The sequence below is a fragment of the Limnohabitans sp. DM1 genome (genome assembly GCF_001269385.1).
Classification (GTDB): domain Bacteria; phylum Pseudomonadota; class Gammaproteobacteria; order Burkholderiales; family Burkholderiaceae_C; genus Limnohabitans_A.
In genome coordinates this window covers 1-19059 of the sequence record NZ_CXOO01000045.1, presented here as the reverse complement: position 1 = coordinate 19059, position 19059 = coordinate 1, and the positions used below count along the sequence as shown (strand labels likewise).

The window sequence follows — 19059 nt, the reverse complement described above, 5'->3', positions numbered from 1 at the left end:
CGGGGTAAGCCCATCAGCTGCTGGCTTGAAGCTGCCGCTACAATCGTTCAATCATATCGGCCCGCCCATCACATGACAGATCACATGACATTCCGCTTTTCTGGTGTCTTGCTCACTTCGCTCTTGCTGGGCGTCAGCTTGGCGGGGTGCAGTGGCATGTCTTCGGGTGTCAATTCAGACACGTTCAAACCCTATGTTGCTGAAGTGGTGCAGGGTAATTTTGTGTCCAAAGAGCAGCGCCAAGCGCTGCGACCGGGCATGTCTCGCGCTCAGGTCAAGGACATTCTGGGCACGCCTTTGGTGGCCAGCGTGTTCCACGAGGACCGTTGGGACTACGCCTTCAGCATCAAGCGTCAAGGCGTGGCCCCGCAAAACTTTCGTGTGACCGTGTTTTTCAAGGGCGATGTGCTGGCTCAGATCGACAACGACGAACTGCCCAGTGAATCCGAATTTGTGGGCCGCTTGGTGAACAAACGCACAGTCTCCAAGGTGCCCAACTTGCAGGCCAGCGAGGAGGATTTGAAAAAGTTCCCCCCTTCCAAGGCCGCCGCAGACAACACCCGCCCAAGCGGGACCGCTTTGCCTGCCAGCTACCCTGCGCTGGAGCCCACGCCGCGCTGACCCCAAGTGCCTGGGCAAGCCCCTTTGCACTTTTTTGTTCACATGAAATGACCGCCATGACCGATTTGTCCATCACCGTCGCAGGGGCCTCTGGCCGCATGGGACACATGTTGATTGAGGCCATCCAGGCTTCTGCGGATTGCCGCCTGACCGGGGCACTGGACCTGCCAAGCAGCCCCGCATTGGGCCAGGACGCCGCCATTTTTTCGGGTCAAGCCAGTGGCGTGCAGGTGGTGTCCGACTTGCACCAGGGCTTGAAACCCTCGGGTTTTCTGATCGACTTCACCCGTCCTGAAGGCACCTTGGCGCACCTGAAAGTCTGTCGCGAGTTGGGCGTCAAGGCCGTGATCGGCACGACCGGATTTTCGGACGCGCAAAAAGCAGAAATCGCCGACATCGCCAAGGACATCGCCATCGTCATGGCCCCCAACATGAGCGTGGGCGTGAACGTGACCCTGAAGCTTTTGCAAATGGCGGCGCAGGCCCTGTCCACCGGTTACGACATCGAAATCATCGAAGCCCACCACCGCCACAAGGTTGATGCACCCTCGGGCACGGCCCTCAAGATGGGTGAAGTGATCGCCGAAGCCATCGGCCGCGACCTGAATGAGTGCGCCGTGTACGAGCGCTATGGCCACACCGGCGAGCGAGACCCTTCCACCATCGGCTTTTCGACCATCCGGGGCGGCGACATTGTGGGCGACCACACGGTGTTGTTTGCGGGTATCGGTGAACGCATCGAAGTGACCCACAAATCCTCCAGTCGCTCCACCTACGCACAGGGCAGCCTGCGCGCTGTGCGCTATTTGGCCGGTCAGGAGCGGGGTTTGTTTGACATGTTCGACGTGTTGAACCTGCGCTGAATTGCCCTTCCGCAGCCATTGCCATGAACCTCAATGACTATTTGCTGCACAGCGACGGCGTCAGCCGCCTGCTGGCGCTGGTGTTGCTGGCCTTGTCGGTGGGCAGTTGGGTGGTGATTCTTTGGAAATGGCGGTTGCTCTCACGCGTCTCTCTGGATGTGCGCCGCAGCACGGCGGCCTTTTGGCAGGCGGCCTCTTGGGACGATGCGCAGCAACGCGTGGCCCAGTTTGACCGTGATGCCTGCGTGGCGCCCTTGCTGCAAGCGGCAGCACTGCCCGTGGCGGGCACCCTGGCCTCAACCGGTGATCGGCGACAGCAATTGACCCGCAAGCTGCGCGATGCCTTGCAAGCCGTGGTGCGCCGTTTGCAATGGGGGCAGTTGCTGCTGGCCACGGCCGGTTCCACCTCGCCGTTCATTGGCCTTTTGGGCACAGTCTGGGGCATTTTCAATGCACTGAGCGGCATGGCTGAGGGCGGTCCTCTGCGTATTGAGATGGTGGCAGGCCCGGTGGGAGAAGCGCTGATCATGACGGCCGCCGGTTTGGCCGTGGCCATTCCTGCGGTACTGGGCTTCAACATTCTGGGCCGCAAAGTCGGGCATATTGAAGCCGATCTTGAAGGTTTTGCCCACGACGTGCTGGGCCTTTTGGCCGGGCACAAGGACTGAGCCATGGCCTTTGGTCGTCTGGACAGCGCCAAGCCCGATGCACCCATGAGCGAGATCAACGTCACGCCCATGGTGGACGTGATGCTGGTGTTGCTGGTGATCTTCATCCTTACCGCCCCCCTGATGACCAGCGCGATCCGTCTGGACCTGCCCAGCAGCGAAGGCGGGGAGGCGGGCGCAACCCCGCAGGCCGTGAGCCTGGTGGTGAATGCACAGGGCGATTTGTTTTTGAACGACCGGCCCATCACTCCCGAAGCCTTGCGCCTGCGCCTGGCCGAAGCCGCCAAGCGCAACCCCAACACCGAACTGGAGTTGCGCGCAGACCAGTCCGTGCCCTATGGCCGGGTGGTGGAAGCCATGGGCCTGGCCCAGAAGGCGGGCTTGTCACGCATCGGTTTCGTCGCCCAAACCCTGCCCAACCCTCGGCGTTGAGCGGCAGGTGCCTGCATTCGGGGCGTCCGGGCCACACCCCGCGCGCCTCTACAATCGACCCTTATGCAAGACAAGTACAACCACCTCGAAGTCGAACCCGCAGCGCAGTCCCGCTGGACGGCCCGCGATGCCTACCGCGTCACCGAAGACGCCAGCAAAAAGAAGTTCTACGCCTGCTCCATGCTGCCTTACCCCAGCGGCAAGCTGCACATGGGCCATGTGCGCAACTACACCATCAACGACATGCTCACGCGCAGCCTGCGCATGAAGGGCTTCAATGTCTTGATGCCCATGGGCTGGGACGCGTTTGGCCTGCCCGCCGAAAACGCCGCATTGAAGAATGGCGTGCCCCCGGCCAAGTGGACGTACGAGAACATCGCGTACATGAAAAAGCAGATGCAGGCCATGGGCCTGGCCATCGACTGGTCACGCGAAGTCGCCACCTGCGACCCTGGTTATTACAAGTGGAACCAGTGGCTGTTTTTAAAGATGCTGGAAAAAGGCATCGCCTACCGCAAGACCCAGGTCGTCAACTGGGACCCGGTGGACCAGACGGTACTGGCCAACGAGCAAGTCATCGACGGCAAAGGCTGGCGCACGGGTGCTCCGGTTGAAAAGCGCGAGATCCCCGGTTACTACTTGAACATCACCGCTTACGCCCAAGAGCTGCTGGACCATGTGCAGATTGGCAACGAGAAAGCCACGCTGAACGGCTGGCCCGACAAAGTGCGCCTGATGCAGGAAAACTGGATCGGCAAAAGCGAAGGCGTGCGTTTCGCTTTTCCGCACACCATCAAAGGTGCCGATGGCGCTTTGATCGGCGACGGCAAGATGTACGTGTTCACCACGCGTGCTGACACCATCATGGGTGTCACGTTTTGCGCCGTAGCGGCCGAGCACCCGCTGGCGCTGCATGCTGCGGCGAGCAACCCCGCTTTGGCGGCGTTTTTGGAAGAGTGCAAGAGCGGCGGCACGACCGAGGCCGAAATGGCCACCCAAGAGAAAAAGGGCATGGCCACGGGCATGTTCGTCACGCATCCCTTGACCGGCGCGAAGGTCGAGGTCTGGGTAGGCAATTACGTGCTCATGAGCTACGGCGATGGTGCCGTGATGGGCGTGCCTGCGCATGACGAGCGTGACTTTGCGTTTGCTTTGAAGTACGACTTGACGATTAATCAGGTCGTGGGAACTTCTGAAAATCCATTTGATAAAGATGCCCAAGGTGGTGTTTTGCAAATGGAAGCAACGTTTGATAAAACCGCTTGGCAGGATTGGTATGCCACCAAAAATGGTGTGTGCATCAACTCTGGCGAACTCAACGGCCTTAACCAAAAAGCCGCCGTCTACAAAGTGGCCGAGCTGCTCGCTGCCAAAGGCCTGGGCGAGAAGAAAACCACTTGGCGTTTGCGCGACTGGGGCGTGAGCCGCCAGCGTTACTGGGGCACGCCGATCCCGATCATCCATTGCGACGAACATGGCGCGGTGCCGGTGCCCGAAAAAGACCTGCCCGTGGTGCTGCCGCAAGACTGCATTCCGGACGGTTCAGGCAACCCGCTGCACAAGCACGAAGGTTTCCATGCGGGCGTGACTTGCCCGGTGTGCGGCAAACCCGCCCGCCGTGAAACCGACACCATGGACACCTTTGTGGATTCTTCCTGGTACTTCATGCGCTATTGCGACCCGAAGAATGACCAAGCGATGGTCGCCGATGGCGCGGACTATTGGATGCCGATGGACCAGTACATCGGCGGCATCGAGCACGCCATCCTGCACCTGCTCTACGCACGCTTCTGGACCAAGGTCATGCGCGACCTGGGCCTGGTCAAGGTGGACGAGCCCTTCAGCAAGCTACTTACGCAAGGCATGGTGCTCAACCACATCTACTCACGCCGTACCGCCAAGGGCGGCAAGGACTACTTCTGGCCGCACGATGTGGAGCATGTGCTCGACGAAACCGGCAAGGTCGTGGGTGCCAAGCTCAAGAACGAAGCCGACAGCGGCGACGGTCGCCTGCCCGTGGGCACCGCCATCGACTACGAAGGCGTGGGCACCATGTCCAAGTCCAAGAACAACGGCGTGGACCCGCAGGACCTGATCGAGCGCTACGGCGCCGACACGGCCCGCCTGTACACCATGTTCACCGCGCCGCCCGAAGTTACGCTGGAGTGGAACGACTCGGCCGTGGAAGGCAGCTACCGATTTTTGCGCCGCGTGTGGAACTTCGCGTTCAAGCACCACGAACTGCTGCGCTCGGCCACCAGCCAAGACCTGAGCCAAGCGGCTTTGGGCGATTCGGCCAAAGCCTTGCGCCGCGAGATGCACCTCGTGCTCAAGCAAGTGGGTTACGACTACGAGCGCATGCAATACAACACGGTGGTGTCCGGTTGCATGAAGCTGCTGAACGCACTGGAAGACTTCAAGCCCGATGGCAGCCCGGGTGACACCGCCGCCCTGTGCGAAGGTGTCTCGCTTTTGATGCGCATGCTCTACCCCGCTTGCCCGCACATCACCGATGAAATCTGGCAGCAACTGGGCTACGCCCAGGCCGTGGGCGAATTGCTCGATGCGCCCTGGCCCACGGTGGACGAGTCGGCTCTGGAGCGCGACCAGATCGAGTTGATGCTGCAAATCAACGGCAAGCTGCGCGGGTCCATCCTCGTGCCCGCCAGCGCCGACAAGGCCCAGATCGAAGCCGCTGCCTTGGCCAGCGAAGCCTTTGTCAAACAGGCCGCAGGTGCCGCGCCCAAGAAAGTCATCGTGGTGCCTGGCCGCTTGGTCAACATCGTGGTGTGAACCGCTTGCGCAGCATGACCGCATCCCGTCGCCACCTTGTGACCGCCCTGGGCCTGCTGCCTGTGGCGGTACTGCTGACGGGCTGCGGCTTTCAGCTGCGCCAGGCAGGCGACTACGCCTTCAAAACTCTCTACGGCAATTTCTCTGCCACCTCACCCCTGGGGGTGGAGCTGCGCCGCAATTTGCTGGGCACCGGCCGCATTGAGTTGTGGACCGATCCCAAGCAGATGCCCAAGGCCGATGCGATCCTCGACATCCTCAGTGAGGATCGCCAGCAGGTGATTGTGGGCATGAACGCCTCGGGGCAGATCCGCGAGATGCAATTGCGCCTGCGCGTGCGCTTTCGTTTGCGCACGCCGCAAGGCGCAGAGCTGATCGAGTCGGTGGAGCTGTCCCAGCAGCGTGACCTGAGCTTCAGCGAAACGGCGGCGCTGTCCAAAGAGATCGAGATGGGCATGATGTACCGCGACATGCAGACCGACATCGTGCAGCAGATCATGCGGCGCCTGTCGGCCGTCAAGGCCAAACCTGCGACCGCTCCCAAACCCTGAGCGCCTTCATGCAACTGGCCCTTCCACAGCTTGCTGCGCACCTGCAAAAGGGCTTGCGCAGCCTCTACACCTTGCACGGCAACGAAGCCTTGTTGATGCAGGAAGCCGCAGATGCCATCCGTGCCAGCGCCCGCGCCCAGGGCTATACCGAGCGCTCGGTCCACACTGTGGCAGGCGCCCACTTTGACTGGAGCGAGGTGCTGGCCGCAGGAGGCTCGCTCAGCCTGTTTGCCGACAAACAAATCGTCGAAGTGCGCATTCCCACCGGCAAACCGGGCAAGGAAGGCAGCACAGCCATCCAGCAACTGGTGGCCTCGGCGCAGGGCAACGACTCGACCCTGACGCTGTTTTTGCTGCCCAGCCTGGACGCTGCCACCCGCAAAGGCGCGTGGTTCACTGCGCTCGAGGGCGGCGGCGTCGTGATCCCCATCGAACCGGTCGAGCGCCATGCCTTGCCCCAATGGATTGCGCAGCGCCTGCAACGCCAAGGACAAAACGTGGCCGCAGGCGAAGAAGGCCAGCGCACCCTGCAGTTTTTTGCCGATCGGGTCGAGGGCAACCTGCTCGCGGCCCATCAGGAAATTCAAAAACTCGGTTTGCTGTACCCGCCTGGTGAGCTGACGCAGGCGCAGGTCGAATCGGCCGTGCTCAATGTGGCGCGCTACGACGTGTTCAAACTCTCCGAATCCGTGCTGGCCGGGCAAGTGGTCCGCGTGCAACGCATGCTCGACGGCCTGCAGGCCGAGGGTGAAGCCGCCGTGCTGGTGCACTACACCATCGCGGAAGACATCCGCGCCTTGAAACGCGTCAAGGACGCCATCGCCGCAGGCAAACCCATGCCCATGGCCTTGCGTGAGCAGCGCGTGTGGGGGCCGCGCGAACGCCTGTTCGAGCGCGTATTGCCCCGCATGACCGAAGCCCGACTGAACGGCCTGCTGCAAGCGGCCCACCAGGTCGACGGCATCGTCAAAGGCCTCAAAGTGGCCGACTGGCCCACCGACCCCTGGCAGGCCCTGCAACGCCTGGCCGTGCGCTTTTCGCGTTTTTGCATCGTGCGCTGAGCCTGTCCCAGCGCCAAATAAGCGTTGCACGTTGGTCCATCCGTTTCACCACCGAAAAATGCCCCCGTAGGTCGGCACTCGAAGAGTCCGACATTGCCCCGATCACCCATACCGCCGGCAGGGGCCTGAGCGCGTGGTTTGCCCATGTCGGGGTCTCCGACCACCGACCTACAGACCCCAATCCACCCTTGTCTGCGGCCTCGGCGCTGACCTGATAAACCCTCAAAGCGGCTTCATATTTCTTTCAAAAAATCCGGCCTGCGCATCTGCGAAAATGGCCGGATGACTGAACTGAATACCGTCGAACATGTCCAAACCCTTGGCCAGCAGGCCAAGCAAGCCTCGGCCCTGATGGCCAAGGCATCGGCTGCCACCAAAAACCAGGCCTTGCGCCATTTGGCTGCTTTGTTGCGTGAAAACATGCAGGCCCTGCAAGCCGATAACGCCAAAGACCTGGCCCGAGCCCAAGCCAATGGCTTGTCTGAGCCGATGGTGGACCGACTCAAACTCACCCCTAAAGTGCTGGAAACCTGCGCCCAAGGCTGCGAGCAACTGGCCGCCATGCCCGATGTCATTGGCGAAATCCTCGGCATGAAGCAGATGCCCAGTGGCATCCGCGTGGGCCAGATGCGGGTGCCGATTGGCGTGTTTGGCATGATTTTCGAGAGTCGCCCCAACGTGACCATTGAAGCGGCCAGCCTGTCCATCAAAAGCGGCAACGCCTGCATCCTGCGCGGCGGCTCCGAGGCGATTGAATCGAACAAGGCCTTGGCCAAGCTGGTGCAGCAAGCCTTGACCGAGAGCGGCCTGCCCGTTAATGCGGTGCAGATGGTGCAAACCACCGACCGCGCCGCCGTAGGCCAGCTCATCACCATGCCGCAGTTTGTGGATGTGGTCATTCCCCGTGGCGGCAAGGGCCTCATTGAGCGCATCAGCGCGGAAGCCAAAGTGCCTGTGATCAAGCACCTGGACGGCAACTGCCACACCTATGTGGATGACCCCTGCGACATCGACATGGCGGTCCGGGTGGCCGACAACGCCAAAACCCAAAAATACAGCCCCTGTAACGCCAGCGAAAGCCTGCTGGTGGCGCGTGGCGTGGCGGGTGAATTCTTGCCCAAAATCGGTGCCATCTATGCCGCCAAAGGCGTGGAAATGCGTTGTTGCCCCAAAGCCAAGGCCATCTTGAGCCAGGTCACTGGGGCCAATTTGAAAGACGCGATCGAGCAGGACTGGTTCGAGGAATACCTGGCGCCCATCATCAGCATCAAGGTGCTTGAAGGGGTGGACGAGGCGATTGCCCACATTAACCACTACAGCAGCCACCACACCGAAGCCATCCTGACCCGCGACCACATGCACGCCCAGCGCTTTTTGCGCGAGGTGGACTCGGCCAGCGTCATGGTCAATGCCAGCACCCGCTTTGCCGATGGCTTTGAGTATGGGCTGGGAGCCGAGATCGGCATCAGCACCGACAAGTTCCACGCCCGGGGCCCCGTGGGCATCGAGGGCCTGACCTCGCTCAAGTACGTGGTGCTGGGCGAGGGCGAAGTGCGCGCTTGATCACACCCTGTGGGGCGGTTGTCCGCTTGGCGCTTGCAATGCGCCAGACCGCCCACATATCATCACTTTGATTTTTTGGTTCACTGAAGGCAAGTCCATGGTTCCTCATCTCGTCACCGCCCTGACCGGCCCCATCAATGAGCTGGAGCAGCGCATCCTCGACTCCATGCCCGCCATCGAGCGCTGGTTCCGTCTGGAGTGGATGGAGCACACGCCCCCGTTCTACACCTCGGTGGACATCCGCAATGCCGGCTTCAAGCTCGCGCCGGTGGACACCAACCTTTACCCCGGCGGCTGGAACAACCTGACGCCCGAAATGCTGCCTTTGGCCGTGCAGGCGGCGCAAGCGGCCATCGAAAAGATCTGCCCCGAGGCCAAAAACCTGCTGATCATTCCCGAAAACCACACGCGCAACACCTTTTACCTGACCAATGTGGCGCAGCTGCAGCGCATCTTCCACATGGCTGGCCTGAACGTGCGCCTGGGCTCGATCAACCCCGAGATCAAGGAAACCACCACCATCGAGCTGCCCAACGGCGAGAGCGTGACGCTCGAGCCTGTGGTGCGCAGCCAGCACCGCCTGGGCCTCAAAGACTTCGACCCCTGCACCATCTTGCTCAACAACGACCTGTCAGCCGGTGCCCCGGGCATTCTGGAAGAGCTGCACGAGCAGTTTTTGCTGCCGCCCCTGCACGCAGGCTGGAGCGTGCGCCGCAAGACCAAGCATTTCCAGAGCTATGAAGAAGTGGCCAAGCGCTTTGGCAAACTGCTGGGCATTGACCCCTGGCTCATCAACCCGATGTTCAGCCAGTGCGGCGATGTGAACTTTGCCGAAGGCACGGGCATGGACTGCCTGCGCAGCAATGTGGACGCGCTGCTGACCAAAATCAAGCGCAAATACAAGGAATACGGCATCAACGAAAAGCCGTTTGTGGTCGTCAAGGCCGACAACGGCACCTATGGCATGGGCATCATGACCGTGCGCGATGTGGCCGATCTGGAACAACTCAACCGCAAAACCCGCAACAAGATGAACGTCATCAAGGACGGCCAGACCGTCAACGATGTGATCATCCAGGAAGGCGTGCTGACCAACGAGCGCATCAACGACGCCGTGGCCGAGCCGGTGGTCTACATGATGGACCGCTACGTGGTGGGCGGTTTTTACCGTGTGCACGCCGAGCGCGGCGTGGACGAGAACCTCAACGCCCCGGGCGCCAGCTTTGTGCCTTTGGCCTTTGCCGAAAGCCCGCATTTGCCCCAGCCGGGCGTCAAACCCGGTGCCAGCGTGCCCAATCGCTTTTACATGTATGGCGTCATTGGTCGCCTGGCCATGCTGGCGGCCAGTTACGAATTGGAAGCGACAGACCCCGAAGCCGAGGTGTATGACTAAAGTTGTTGCGCTGCAACAAATTGCACTGATCAACGGTGACATTTATCCTTGAACAGGCGCAAAATAGCGCGCATCTCAGTCATCAAAAGCCTGACCCCGGTCAGGCTGTTTTTTTGTGTCTTCTACAAAATCCTCACTCGCTGCACTGACCTTGGGCGCCATTGGCGTGGTTTACGGCGACATCGGCACCAGCGTGCTGTACGCCATGAAAGAGGTGTTTGGCTCCGGCCATGTGCCGTTCACCCACGAAAACGTCTACGGCATCCTTTCCATCTTTTTCTGGACCCTGACCACCATCGTCTCGGTCAAATACGTGGTGCTGGTGCTGCGGGCCGACAACCACGGCGAGGGCGGTCTGGTGGCCATGCTGGCGCTGGCCTCGCAATCGGTCAAAGACCGGCCACAGCTGCGCAAGGTCTTGCTGGTGGTGGGCATCTTTGGCACCTGCCTGTTTTATGGCGACGGGGTGATCACTCCGGCGATTTCAGTGCTGTCGGCCGTGGAGGGCCTGGAAGTCATCTCGCCCGCCTTTAAAAAGTCAGTGATCCCACTCACGCTGGTGATTTTGTTCTTGCTGTTTTGGGTGCAAAAACGCGGCACGGCAGGCATTGGCAAATTCTTTGGCCCCATCACCTTGGTCTGGTTTGCCACCATCGCGGTGTTGGGGGTCTCGCACATCGTGCATCACCCCGAAATTTTGCTGGCCATCAGCCCACATTACGCGCTGGGCTTCATGTGGAACGAGCCGGGCACCACCTTCATCATTCTGGGCGCGGTGGTCTTGTGCGTCACGGGTGGTGAAGCGCTGTATGCCGACATGGGCCACTTTGGCAAAAAACCGATTCGCCTGGCCTGGTTCAGCGTGGTCATGCCCTGCCTGACCCTCAACTATTTCGGCCAAGGCGCCTTGTTGTTGTCCAACCCCGAAGCCGTCAAAAACCCCTTTTACCTGATGGCCCCCGACTGGGCCTTGCTGCCCTTGGTGGGCCTGGCCACCATGGCCACGGTGATCGCCTCGCAAGCCTTGATTTCGGGCGCATTCAGTGTGACCAAACAGGTCATTCAGCTGGGTTATCTGCCGCGCCTGCAGGTGCTGCACACCAGCGAGACCGACACCGGCCAAATCTACATGCCTTTTGTGAACTGGGGCTTGTTTGTGGCCATCGTGCTGGCGGTGGTCATGTTCAAGTCGTCGAGCAACCTGGCTGCAGCTTACGGCATTGCGGTGTGCACCGACATGCTGATCACCACGGTGCTCACCTTCTTTGTGATCCGCTACGCATGGAAGCTGCCGCTGGCGCTGTGCATCGGTGCCACCGGTTTTTTCTTTGTGGTCGATCTGGCCTTTTGGGCGTCCAACTTGCTCAAGCTGTTTGAAGGCGGTTGGTTCCCGCTCTTGATCGGTGCAGCGGTGTTCACCCTGATGCTGACCTGGCACGACGGGCGACGCTTGCTCAATGACTCTTTGCGCTCGGACGCCTTGCGCCTGACGGATTTTCTGGAGGCGGTGTTCATTTCGCCGCCCACACGGGTAGAGGGCACGGCCGTGTTCCTCACGGCCGAGTCTGGCAATGTCCCCAACGCCTTGCTGCACAACTTGAAGCACAACAAAGTGCTGCACGAACGCAACCTGTTTGTCACCGTGCGCAGCCACGAAGTGCCGCGCATCGATGCCCAAGAGCGTCTGGATGTGACACCGCTGGGACATGACTGTTGGCAAGTCATCGTGAACTACGGCTTCAAGGACAACCCCGATCTGCCCTCGGCCCTGGCCACCATCGAAGGCGAGGGCTATAAGCTTGACCCGATGACGACCAGCTACTTCCTGTCACGCGACATCGTGATCCCCACCATCGGCGGCGGCATGGCTCCCTGGCGCGAAAAACTCTTTGCCCAGATGCACCACAACGCCAGCGGCGCGGCCGCGTTTTTGAATCTGCCCACCAATGCGGTGGTCGAGCTGGGCTCCAAAATCGAGATTTGACTAGCTTTCCGCCAAGAGGGCCGAACTTGTAGGTCTGCACTCACAGAGTCTGACATCTTTGTTGAACCTGGTGGCTCCCCCATCACCACGGCCCCGTGGGGCCCGTTGACGCCATGCAAAAAACAACCCATTTGCTCTACCTGCACGGTTTTCGCTCTTCGCCGCAGTCGGTCAAAGCCCGCAAAATGGCCGCTCTTGTTGCCGCGCAGTACCCCGGGGTGACCTGGTGGTGTCCGCAGTTGCCTGCTTCGCCCCGGCAAGCCATGGACTTCTTGCTGGCGGGGGTGGCGGACTGGCCCTTGGCCAATACGGCTTTGATGGGTTCATCCCTGGGCGGTTTTTACGCCGCCTGGCTGGCACGGCACCTGGGCTGTCCGGCTGTGCTGATCAACCCGGCGGTGAACCCCGCGCGTGATCTGGCGGCCTACATTGGCGAACACCCAGCCTGGCACGACCCGTACCAAAGCGTGTTTTTCGAGGCAGCCTACGTGCAAGAGTTGCTTGAATTGCAAGCTCAGTCACAGACCACCCCGGCCCACACCCTGGCGTTGATCGCCAAGGGCGACGAAGTGCTGGACTGGCGCGAAATGCTGACCACTCACCAAAGCGGCCATGTGCGCTTGATCGAGGGCAGCGACCATGCCTTGAGCGATTTCGACGACTACCTGCCAGAAATTCTCGAATTTCTGCAATTGGCCTGAGTACCCCCAACCCTTTTGCTTGCGCACGCGCAGACGCTGGCTCACCACGGCTGCGTCATTGCGAGCGAAGCGCGGCAATCCAGTGGTTGCGCAGGCGCCGCCACTGGATCGTCGCTTCACTTATCGCGATGACAGTCGGATGACCTAGGACGCCAGTCCTATGGCTTAAAGGGTGTGTAACTGCACTGCTTCATCAATGAACAAGCTCCCCCCACTGTGGGTGAACACCGCATAGGTGTGATTGCCTTCGGTCACCGTCACGTCCGTTTTCGTCCAGTGGGCCATGTCCATGACCACCGTATCGTCCGCATCACCTGTCAAGGTCAGCTTGTGCAGGCCGTTGGTGGTGGCCGTGGCCAGCACGTCGTTCAGCGTGAGCTTCAAGGTGTTGGCACCAGAGCCAGTCAAATCAACTTCAGCCACGTTTTTGTGCGTTGCCGCCAAGCTTGAAAAGTCAAGGTTCATGTCGCCGCCCAACAAGCTCAGCTTGTCGCCGTTCACGCTGTAGGCCAAAGCGCTGTAAGCAAAAGCTGCATCAGACACCAACACACTGGAGCCATCGGTGGCCGTGGCCGTGGTGTGACCAAATTCGATGACCCCCGAGGCGGGGTTTCTGCGCACGCCATCGCTGTTGAGCTGGATGGAGTCAAGGCCTGCATCTGTCAAGCTGTGCATTTCGCCTGCATCGGTTACGCCGTTTTGGTTGGCGTCTTGCCACACCTTGAACTCGGCAAACTTGGTGTCTTTGGCATCCAACACGCCGTCGTGGTTGCTGTCAAAGCCTGCTGCCAAACCTTGCAAGTCGGTGCTGCCTTCTGCACCGTATTGGCTGAATGCATATTGGCTGTTGTCGTGGACTTTGCCATCGCCCAACTTGTCCCATACCAAAACGCCGTCTTTGGGGCCTGCCCAGGCAGTTTGGTCCAGGTGTCCATCGCCATCCACGTCCATCACCACTTGGCTAAAGCTCAGCACGCCATCGCGGTTGAGGTCAATCACCACGGGCGCCACTGCTTGGCTGACCGAAGCTTCGGCGGTTGAAAACGCAGTGCTTCCTGCGACGGTGGTGTCGGCGAAGGTGCCATCTGTGCCAGTGGTTTGGTCCCAAGCGCGAAACTTCAGGGCAGCGGCAATGGAAGTCTCATTGGTAGAGCCTGGTGTGGGCTGAAAATATATGCGGTTGTCGGAGTCTGGTGCCAACAACAATGCGTTGGTCATGCTCAGCGATGTACTGGGTTGGATCTGTGTCCAGGTCGTTCCATCATCAAGGCTGTACCAGAGCGTGCCACGGCTGGTATCTACATGCGTGATGGCGATCCCCCGATTGATGTATAGGGTGTCCTTGTCCTCAATGCGATCTTCTACCAAGGAGCTGACCAGCATGCCCGCTTGGCCTGTTGGTGCCGATCCAGAGATGGTTGTTTGTGGCAATGCGTAGGTGATCTCTGTGCCGGTTTCCAACACTGGCGCATCATTGACCGCGGTAATCGAAATGGCCACAGAACCGAAAGCAGAAGAATAAGCGGTCGAACCACCATTGATGCCTGTGTCTACCAAAAGCTCAACTTGACCCGTGGTTTTATCCCAACCGCGGTACCAAAAAGCTGTTTTAGGCCCATTGATGTCGGCCCCAGCTGCATAGAAAACTCGGCTGCTGCCATCGAGCAATAAGGCGTTGTTGGGCGTCAATTGGTTTGCAGTCTTGCTGTTCCAAGTCACGCCATTGTTGAGGCTGTAATAAAGCGTGCCACCTCCACCTATGCCTGTGATGGCCATACCCAAGTTACTGGATTCAACATCCGAAACAGCCCCCATCAAACTGCTGACAAGCACGCCAGCAGTAGTGTTTCCATTTGTAGGCACTGCTGCATCTTCGAGTAGGCTAGGCATGTTGATTTTTGTTGATGTATTCACGACTGGTGCATCGTTGACTGCTGTGATCACAGGTGAGACGGTGATAACGTCTGACATTGCACCGCCAGAACGCCCATATTTAGCCACAGCAACGAAGGTCCCTGTCGCTGTATCGGGTAAGGTGTTGTCAACAATGCGCCCCAATAATTGACTGACCGTTCCGGTGTAGTTAGCCTCAGGCACAAATTTCAATTTGTCGGCAGCATTGATGAAAAGAGCATTTGAGACACTCACGGTGGTCGGAACGTCTATCCATGTAGAACCACCATCCTTGCTGTAAGACCATACACCTTGCGTAGACTTGGTTTGCAGCCCATCAATTGCAAAGCCTTTTACAAACGATTCTGCATCAGGGTCTGACGATTTACCTGCGAGCAACTCGCTGACGGTAATGACCGTGGCTGTATCTTCTGTCACAGGCACGCTGATGCTTGAAAAAAGCAACTTGGGTCGATCGTTCGCATTATTAACCTTGCTTTGCAAATCGCTCAGCGTATTCACGCCAGAGCCGTTGTCCGCACTGTCACGAATGGCCTCCCAAACTGCACCCACGTTGTAGTCGTTCACTCCGGTGATACCCAAATTGGCCAGCGCGGTTTGCAAGGCAGGATATGTACCGTAATCCAGCGCCTTAGAGGAATTCAACGCGGCAACATCCATGATTGTTTTCACATTAGCTGCCAGCGCTTGCACTTCGGCCACGGTATCGACCGCTTCATTGCTCTTGCCGTCAATAGCGTCACTGAGCAAGCTCGCCTTGTCTACAGTGTCAACACCATTGACCCCAATGGCTGCGTAGTCCGCCATCATGGGCGACGACATTCCAGCATTGCCAGTCGTACCGTCTGCCGTCATCAAAATGGCGTTGTAACCATTCACCAACTTTTGAATGTTGCTTGTTGAGCTGACGTTGCTGGCTTTGACGTCTGCATCGTTGAGTGCATCGTTCATGGAAGCCAAGCGCGTTGGGTCAACTGTCACACCCGCAGCAGCGTAATCGGCGACGCTAGGTGAAGAGGCTGTTGCCGTATTTCCCTGTGCTGCGGCCCCGATGGTCGCAATAGCAATTGTTTTGCCGACACTGGCTGTTGCGGTGTTTGCCGTGGTAATCGCGCCAGTGACTGCTGAAAGATCTGGCGTTTCGTTGGCAGCTGTGGCTGCGGCTTGGGCTGCACTCACTGCAGTTTGAGCGGTTGTGCTTGCAGTGGCCAAAGCAGTTGAGGCTATTTGCAAGTTGGCTTTTGCCGTCTCCACTGCTGTCAACTGTGTTGTTGTTGCAGGATCGCTCATGTCTGACAAAGCGCTTGCCAAAGCATTTTGCGCTGCGTTGAAATCTCCTTGTGCTGTGGCTAAGGCTGTGTTGGCATCGGTGGCTGCGCTCACGTACTTGGCCACTTCCGCGTCCGTTGCCGTTTCGCTGGCTGCACTGTTTTGTGTCGCCGTGTTGATGGCTGAGTGGGCGGCCGTCACTTGCTCAGCAATGGCTGTGACCGATTCGGGCACTGACTCCTTGCCTGCGCCTGCTGCGGCCGTTGCTGCGGCAGCGGCGGCGGTGGCGGCCGTTGCGGCGTCTGTGGCCTTGGTCACTGCCGTGTTCAGTGCGGCTTGTGCGTCTTCCACGGCTTTGATCTGTTCGGCTGTGGCGGGGTTACTGCTCATGTTTGCTTTGGCGGTGGCCAGGTTCGACTGAGCGGTGCTCAGATCGCTTGTTGCAGTGGTCAATGCAGCAGCGGCGGCTTCTGCGGCGCTCACGTACTTGGCCACTTCCGCGTCCGTTGCCGTTTCGCTGGCTGCACTGTTTTGTGTCGCCGTGTTGATGGCTGAGTGGGCGGCCGTCACTTGCCCAGCAATGGCTGTGACCGATTCGGGCACTGACTCCTTGCCTGCGCCTGCTGCGGCTGTTGCCGCGGCAGCGGCGGCGGTGGCGGCCGTTGCGGCGTCTGTGGCCTTGGTCACTGCCGTGTTCAGTGCGGCTTGTGCGTCTTCCACGGCTTTGATCTGTTCGGCTGTGGCGGGGATATTGGTCATGTCCGCTTTGGCGGTGGCCAGGTTCGACTGAGCGGTGCTCAGATCGCTTGTTGCAGTGGTCAATGCAGCAGCGGCGGCTTCTGCGGCGCTCACGTACTTGGCCACTTCCGCGTCCGTTGCCGTTTCGCTGGCTGTACTGTTTTGTGTCGCCGTGTTGATGGCTGAGTGGGCGGCCGTCACTTGCTCAGCAATGGCTGTGACCGATTCGGGCACTGACTCCTTGCCTGCGCCTGCTGCGGCCGTTGCTGCGGCAGCGGCGGCGGTGGCGGCCGTTGCGGCGTCTGTGGCCTTGGTCACTGCCGTGTTCAGTGCGGCTTGTGCGTCTTCMACGGCTTTGATCTGTTCGGCTGTGGCGGGGTTACTGCTCATGTTTGCTTTGGCGGTGGCCAGGTTCGACTGAGCGGTGCTCAGATCGCTTGTTGCAGTGGTCAATGCAGCAGCGGCGGCTTCTGCGGCGCTCACGTACTTGGCCACTTCCGCGTCCGTTGCCGTTTCGCTGGCTGCACTGTTTTGTGTCGCCGTGTTGATGGCTGAGTGGGCGGCCGTCACTTGCTCAGCAATGGCTGTGACCGATTCGGGCACTGACTCCTTGCCTGCGCCTGCTGCGGCCGTTGCTGCGGCAGCGGCGGCGGTGGCGGCCGTTGCGGCGTCTGTGGCCTTGGTCACTGCCGTGTTCAGTGCGGCTTGTGCGTCTTCCACGGCTTTGATCTGTTCGGCTGTGGCGGGGTTACTGCTCATGTCCGCTTTGGCGGTGGCCAGGTTCGACTGAGCGGTGCTCAGATCGCTTGTTGCAGTGGTCAATGCAGCAGCGGCGGCTTCTGCGGCGCTCACGTACTTGGCCACTTCCGCGTCCGTTGCCGTTTCGCTGGCTGCACTGGCCTGGGTCGCCGTGTTGATGGCTGAGTGGGCGGCCGTCACTTGCCCAGCAATGGCTGTGACCGATTCGGGCACTGACTCCTTGCCTGCGCCTGCTGCGGCCGTTGCCGCGGCAGCGGCAGCGGTGGCAGCCGTTGCGGCGTCTGTGGCCTTGGTCACTGCCGTCTTCAGTGCGGCTTGTGCGTCTTCCACGGCTTTGATCTGTTCGGCTGTGGCGGGGTTACTGCTCATGTTTGCTTTGGCGGTGGCCAGGTTCGACTGAGCGGTGCTCAGATCGCTTGTTGCAGTGGTCAATGCAGCAGCGGCGGCTTCTGCGGCGCTCACGTACTTGGCCACTTCCGCGTCCGTTGCCGTTTCGCTGGCTGCACTGGCCTGGGTCGCTGTGTCGATGGCTGAGTGGGCGGCCGTCACTTGCTCAGCAATGGCTGTGACCGATTCGGGCACTGACTCCTTGCCTGCGCCTGCTGCGGCTGTTGCCGCGGCAGCGGCAGCGGTGGCGGCCGTTGCGGCGTCTGTGGCCTTGGTCACTGCCGTGTTCAGTGCGGCTTGTGCGTCTTCCACGGCTTTGATCTGCTCGGCTGTGGCGGGGTTACTGCTCATGTCCGCTTTGGCGGTGGCCAGGTTCGACTGAGCGGTGCTCAGATCGCTTGTTGCAGTGGTCAATGCAGCAGCGGCGGCTTCTGCGGCGCTCACGTACTTGGCCACTTCCGCGTCCGTTGCCGTTTCGCTGGCTGCACTGGCCTGGGTCGCTGTGTTGATGGCTGAGTGGGCGGCCGTCACTTGCCCAGCAATGGCTGTGACCGATTCGGGCACTGACTCCTTGCCTGCGCCTGCTGCGGCCGTTGCTGCGGCAGCGGCAGCGGTGGCGGCCGTTGCGGCGTCTGTGGCCTTGGTCACTGCCGTGTTCAGTGCGGCTTGTGCGTCTTCCACGGCTTTGATCTGCTCGGCTGTGGCGGGGTTACTGCTCATGTTTGCTTTGGCGGTGGCCAGGTTCGACTGAGCGGTGCTCAGATCGCTTGTTGCAGTGGTCAATGCAGCAGCGGCGGCTTCTGCGGCGCTCACGTACTTGGCCACTTCCGCGTCCGTTGCCGTTTCGCTGGCTGCACTGGCCTGGGTCGCYGTGTYGATGGCTGAGTGGGCGGCCGTCACTTGCCCAGCAATGGCTGTGACCGATTCGGGCACTGACTCCTTGCCTGCGCCTGCTGCGGCCGTTGCCGCGGCAGCGGCAGCGGTGGCRGCCGTTGCGGCGTCTGTGGCCTTGGTCACTGCCGTCTTCAGTGCGGCTTGTGCGTCTTCCACGGCTTTGATCTGTTCGGCTGTTGCGGGGTTGCTGCTCATGTTTGCTTTGGCGGTGGTCATTTTCGGCTGCGGCGTCCTCCGATCTCTTCTCTCTGTCCCCACTCCACCCTCTTCCGCTCCTGCGGCGCTCACGTACTTGGCCACTTCCGCGTCCGTTGCCGTTTCGCTGGCTGCACTGGCCTGGGTCGCTGTGTCGATGGCTGAGTGGGCGGCCGTCACTTGCYCAGCAATGACAGGAAGAAATGACGGGAAAAAGCACGAAATGACGAAGGAAAGCGTCGCATTGACGCGGAAAATTCTTTCCCGCCGAGC

Annotated in this window: 12 protein-coding genes; 11 read left to right on the top strand and 1 reads right to left on the bottom strand. The window is 60.2% G+C overall.

Going from position 1 to position 19059, the window contains the following annotated elements:
• The first annotated feature begins 84 nt into the window (after nucleotides 1-84).
• The 11 genes from AMM33_RS16795 to AMM33_RS16745 all read left to right on the top strand — a co-directional run bounded on the left by AMM33_RS16795 (nucleotide 85) and on the right by AMM33_RS16745 (nucleotide 12630).
• Nucleotides 85-621 carry an outer membrane protein assembly factor BamE gene (locus tag AMM33_RS16795; protein WP_228768200.1) on the top strand — a complete coding sequence of 179 codons (537 nt, stop codon included), beginning with the start codon at nucleotides 85-87 and terminating at the stop codon, nucleotides 619-621.
• Nucleotides 622-668: 47 nt separating this feature from the next.
• Complete coding sequence (gene dapB, locus AMM33_RS16790; RefSeq protein WP_090142432.1) at nucleotides 669-1484, top strand: 4-hydroxy-tetrahydrodipicolinate reductase; 816 nt, start codon at nucleotides 669-671, stop codon at nucleotides 1482-1484.
• Between the two features lie 23 nt (nucleotides 1485-1507).
• Complete coding sequence (locus AMM33_RS16785) at nucleotides 1508-2152, top strand: MotA/TolQ/ExbB proton channel family protein (protein ID WP_090142431.1); 645 nt, start codon at nucleotides 1508-1510, stop codon at nucleotides 2150-2152.
• 3 nt (nucleotides 2153-2155) lie between these two features.
• The gene (locus AMM33_RS16780) at nucleotides 2156-2584 is read left to right on the top strand and encodes an ExbD/TolR family protein (RefSeq protein WP_090142430.1); all 429 of its coding nucleotides are present in this window, start codon (nucleotides 2156-2158) and stop codon (nucleotides 2582-2584) included.
• Between the two features lie 63 nt (nucleotides 2585-2647).
• Complete coding sequence (gene leuS, locus AMM33_RS16775; protein ID WP_090142429.1) at nucleotides 2648-5377, top strand: leucine--tRNA ligase; 2730 nt, start codon at nucleotides 2648-2650, stop codon at nucleotides 5375-5377.
• A 14-nt stretch (nucleotides 5378-5391) separates the two neighbouring features.
• Entirely contained in the window at nucleotides 5392-5928 is a 537-nt protein-coding gene (gene lptE / locus AMM33_RS16770; RefSeq protein WP_090142479.1) for an LPS-assembly lipoprotein LptE, read from the top strand.
• Between the two features lie 8 nt (nucleotides 5929-5936).
• Nucleotides 5937-6989, top strand: coding sequence for a DNA polymerase III subunit delta (holA, locus tag AMM33_RS16765; protein ID WP_090142428.1), 1053 nt, complete (start codon nucleotides 5937-5939; stop codon nucleotides 6987-6989).
• A gap of 282 nt (nucleotides 6990-7271) precedes the next feature.
• Entirely contained in the window at nucleotides 7272-8552 is a 1281-nt protein-coding gene (locus tag AMM33_RS16760; protein WP_090142427.1) for a glutamate-5-semialdehyde dehydrogenase, read from the top strand.
• Nucleotides 8553-8649: 97 nt separating this feature from the next.
• A complete protein-coding gene (gene gshA, locus AMM33_RS16755; RefSeq protein ID WP_090142478.1) occupies nucleotides 8650-9945 on the top strand; it encodes a glutamate--cysteine ligase in 1296 nt (431 codons plus the stop codon).
• Between the two features lie 115 nt (nucleotides 9946-10060).
• Nucleotides 10061-11929 (top strand): potassium transporter Kup, encoded by a 1869-nt coding sequence (locus AMM33_RS16750; protein WP_090142426.1) that lies wholly within the window; start codon nucleotides 10061-10063, stop codon nucleotides 11927-11929.
• A 113-nt stretch (nucleotides 11930-12042) separates the two neighbouring features.
• Entirely contained in the window at nucleotides 12043-12630 is a 588-nt protein-coding gene (locus AMM33_RS16745; protein ID WP_090142425.1) for a YqiA/YcfP family alpha/beta fold hydrolase, read from the top strand.
• 165 nt (nucleotides 12631-12795) lie between these two features.
• Here the strand turns inward: AMM33_RS16745 and AMM33_RS16740 are convergent, their stop codons facing one another.
• Nucleotides 12796-18786 (bottom strand): FG-GAP repeat domain-containing protein, encoded by a 5991-nt coding sequence (locus AMM33_RS16740; RefSeq protein ID WP_090142424.1) that lies wholly within the window; start codon nucleotides 18784-18786, stop codon nucleotides 12796-12798.
• Nucleotides 18787-19059 lie beyond the last annotated feature (273 nt).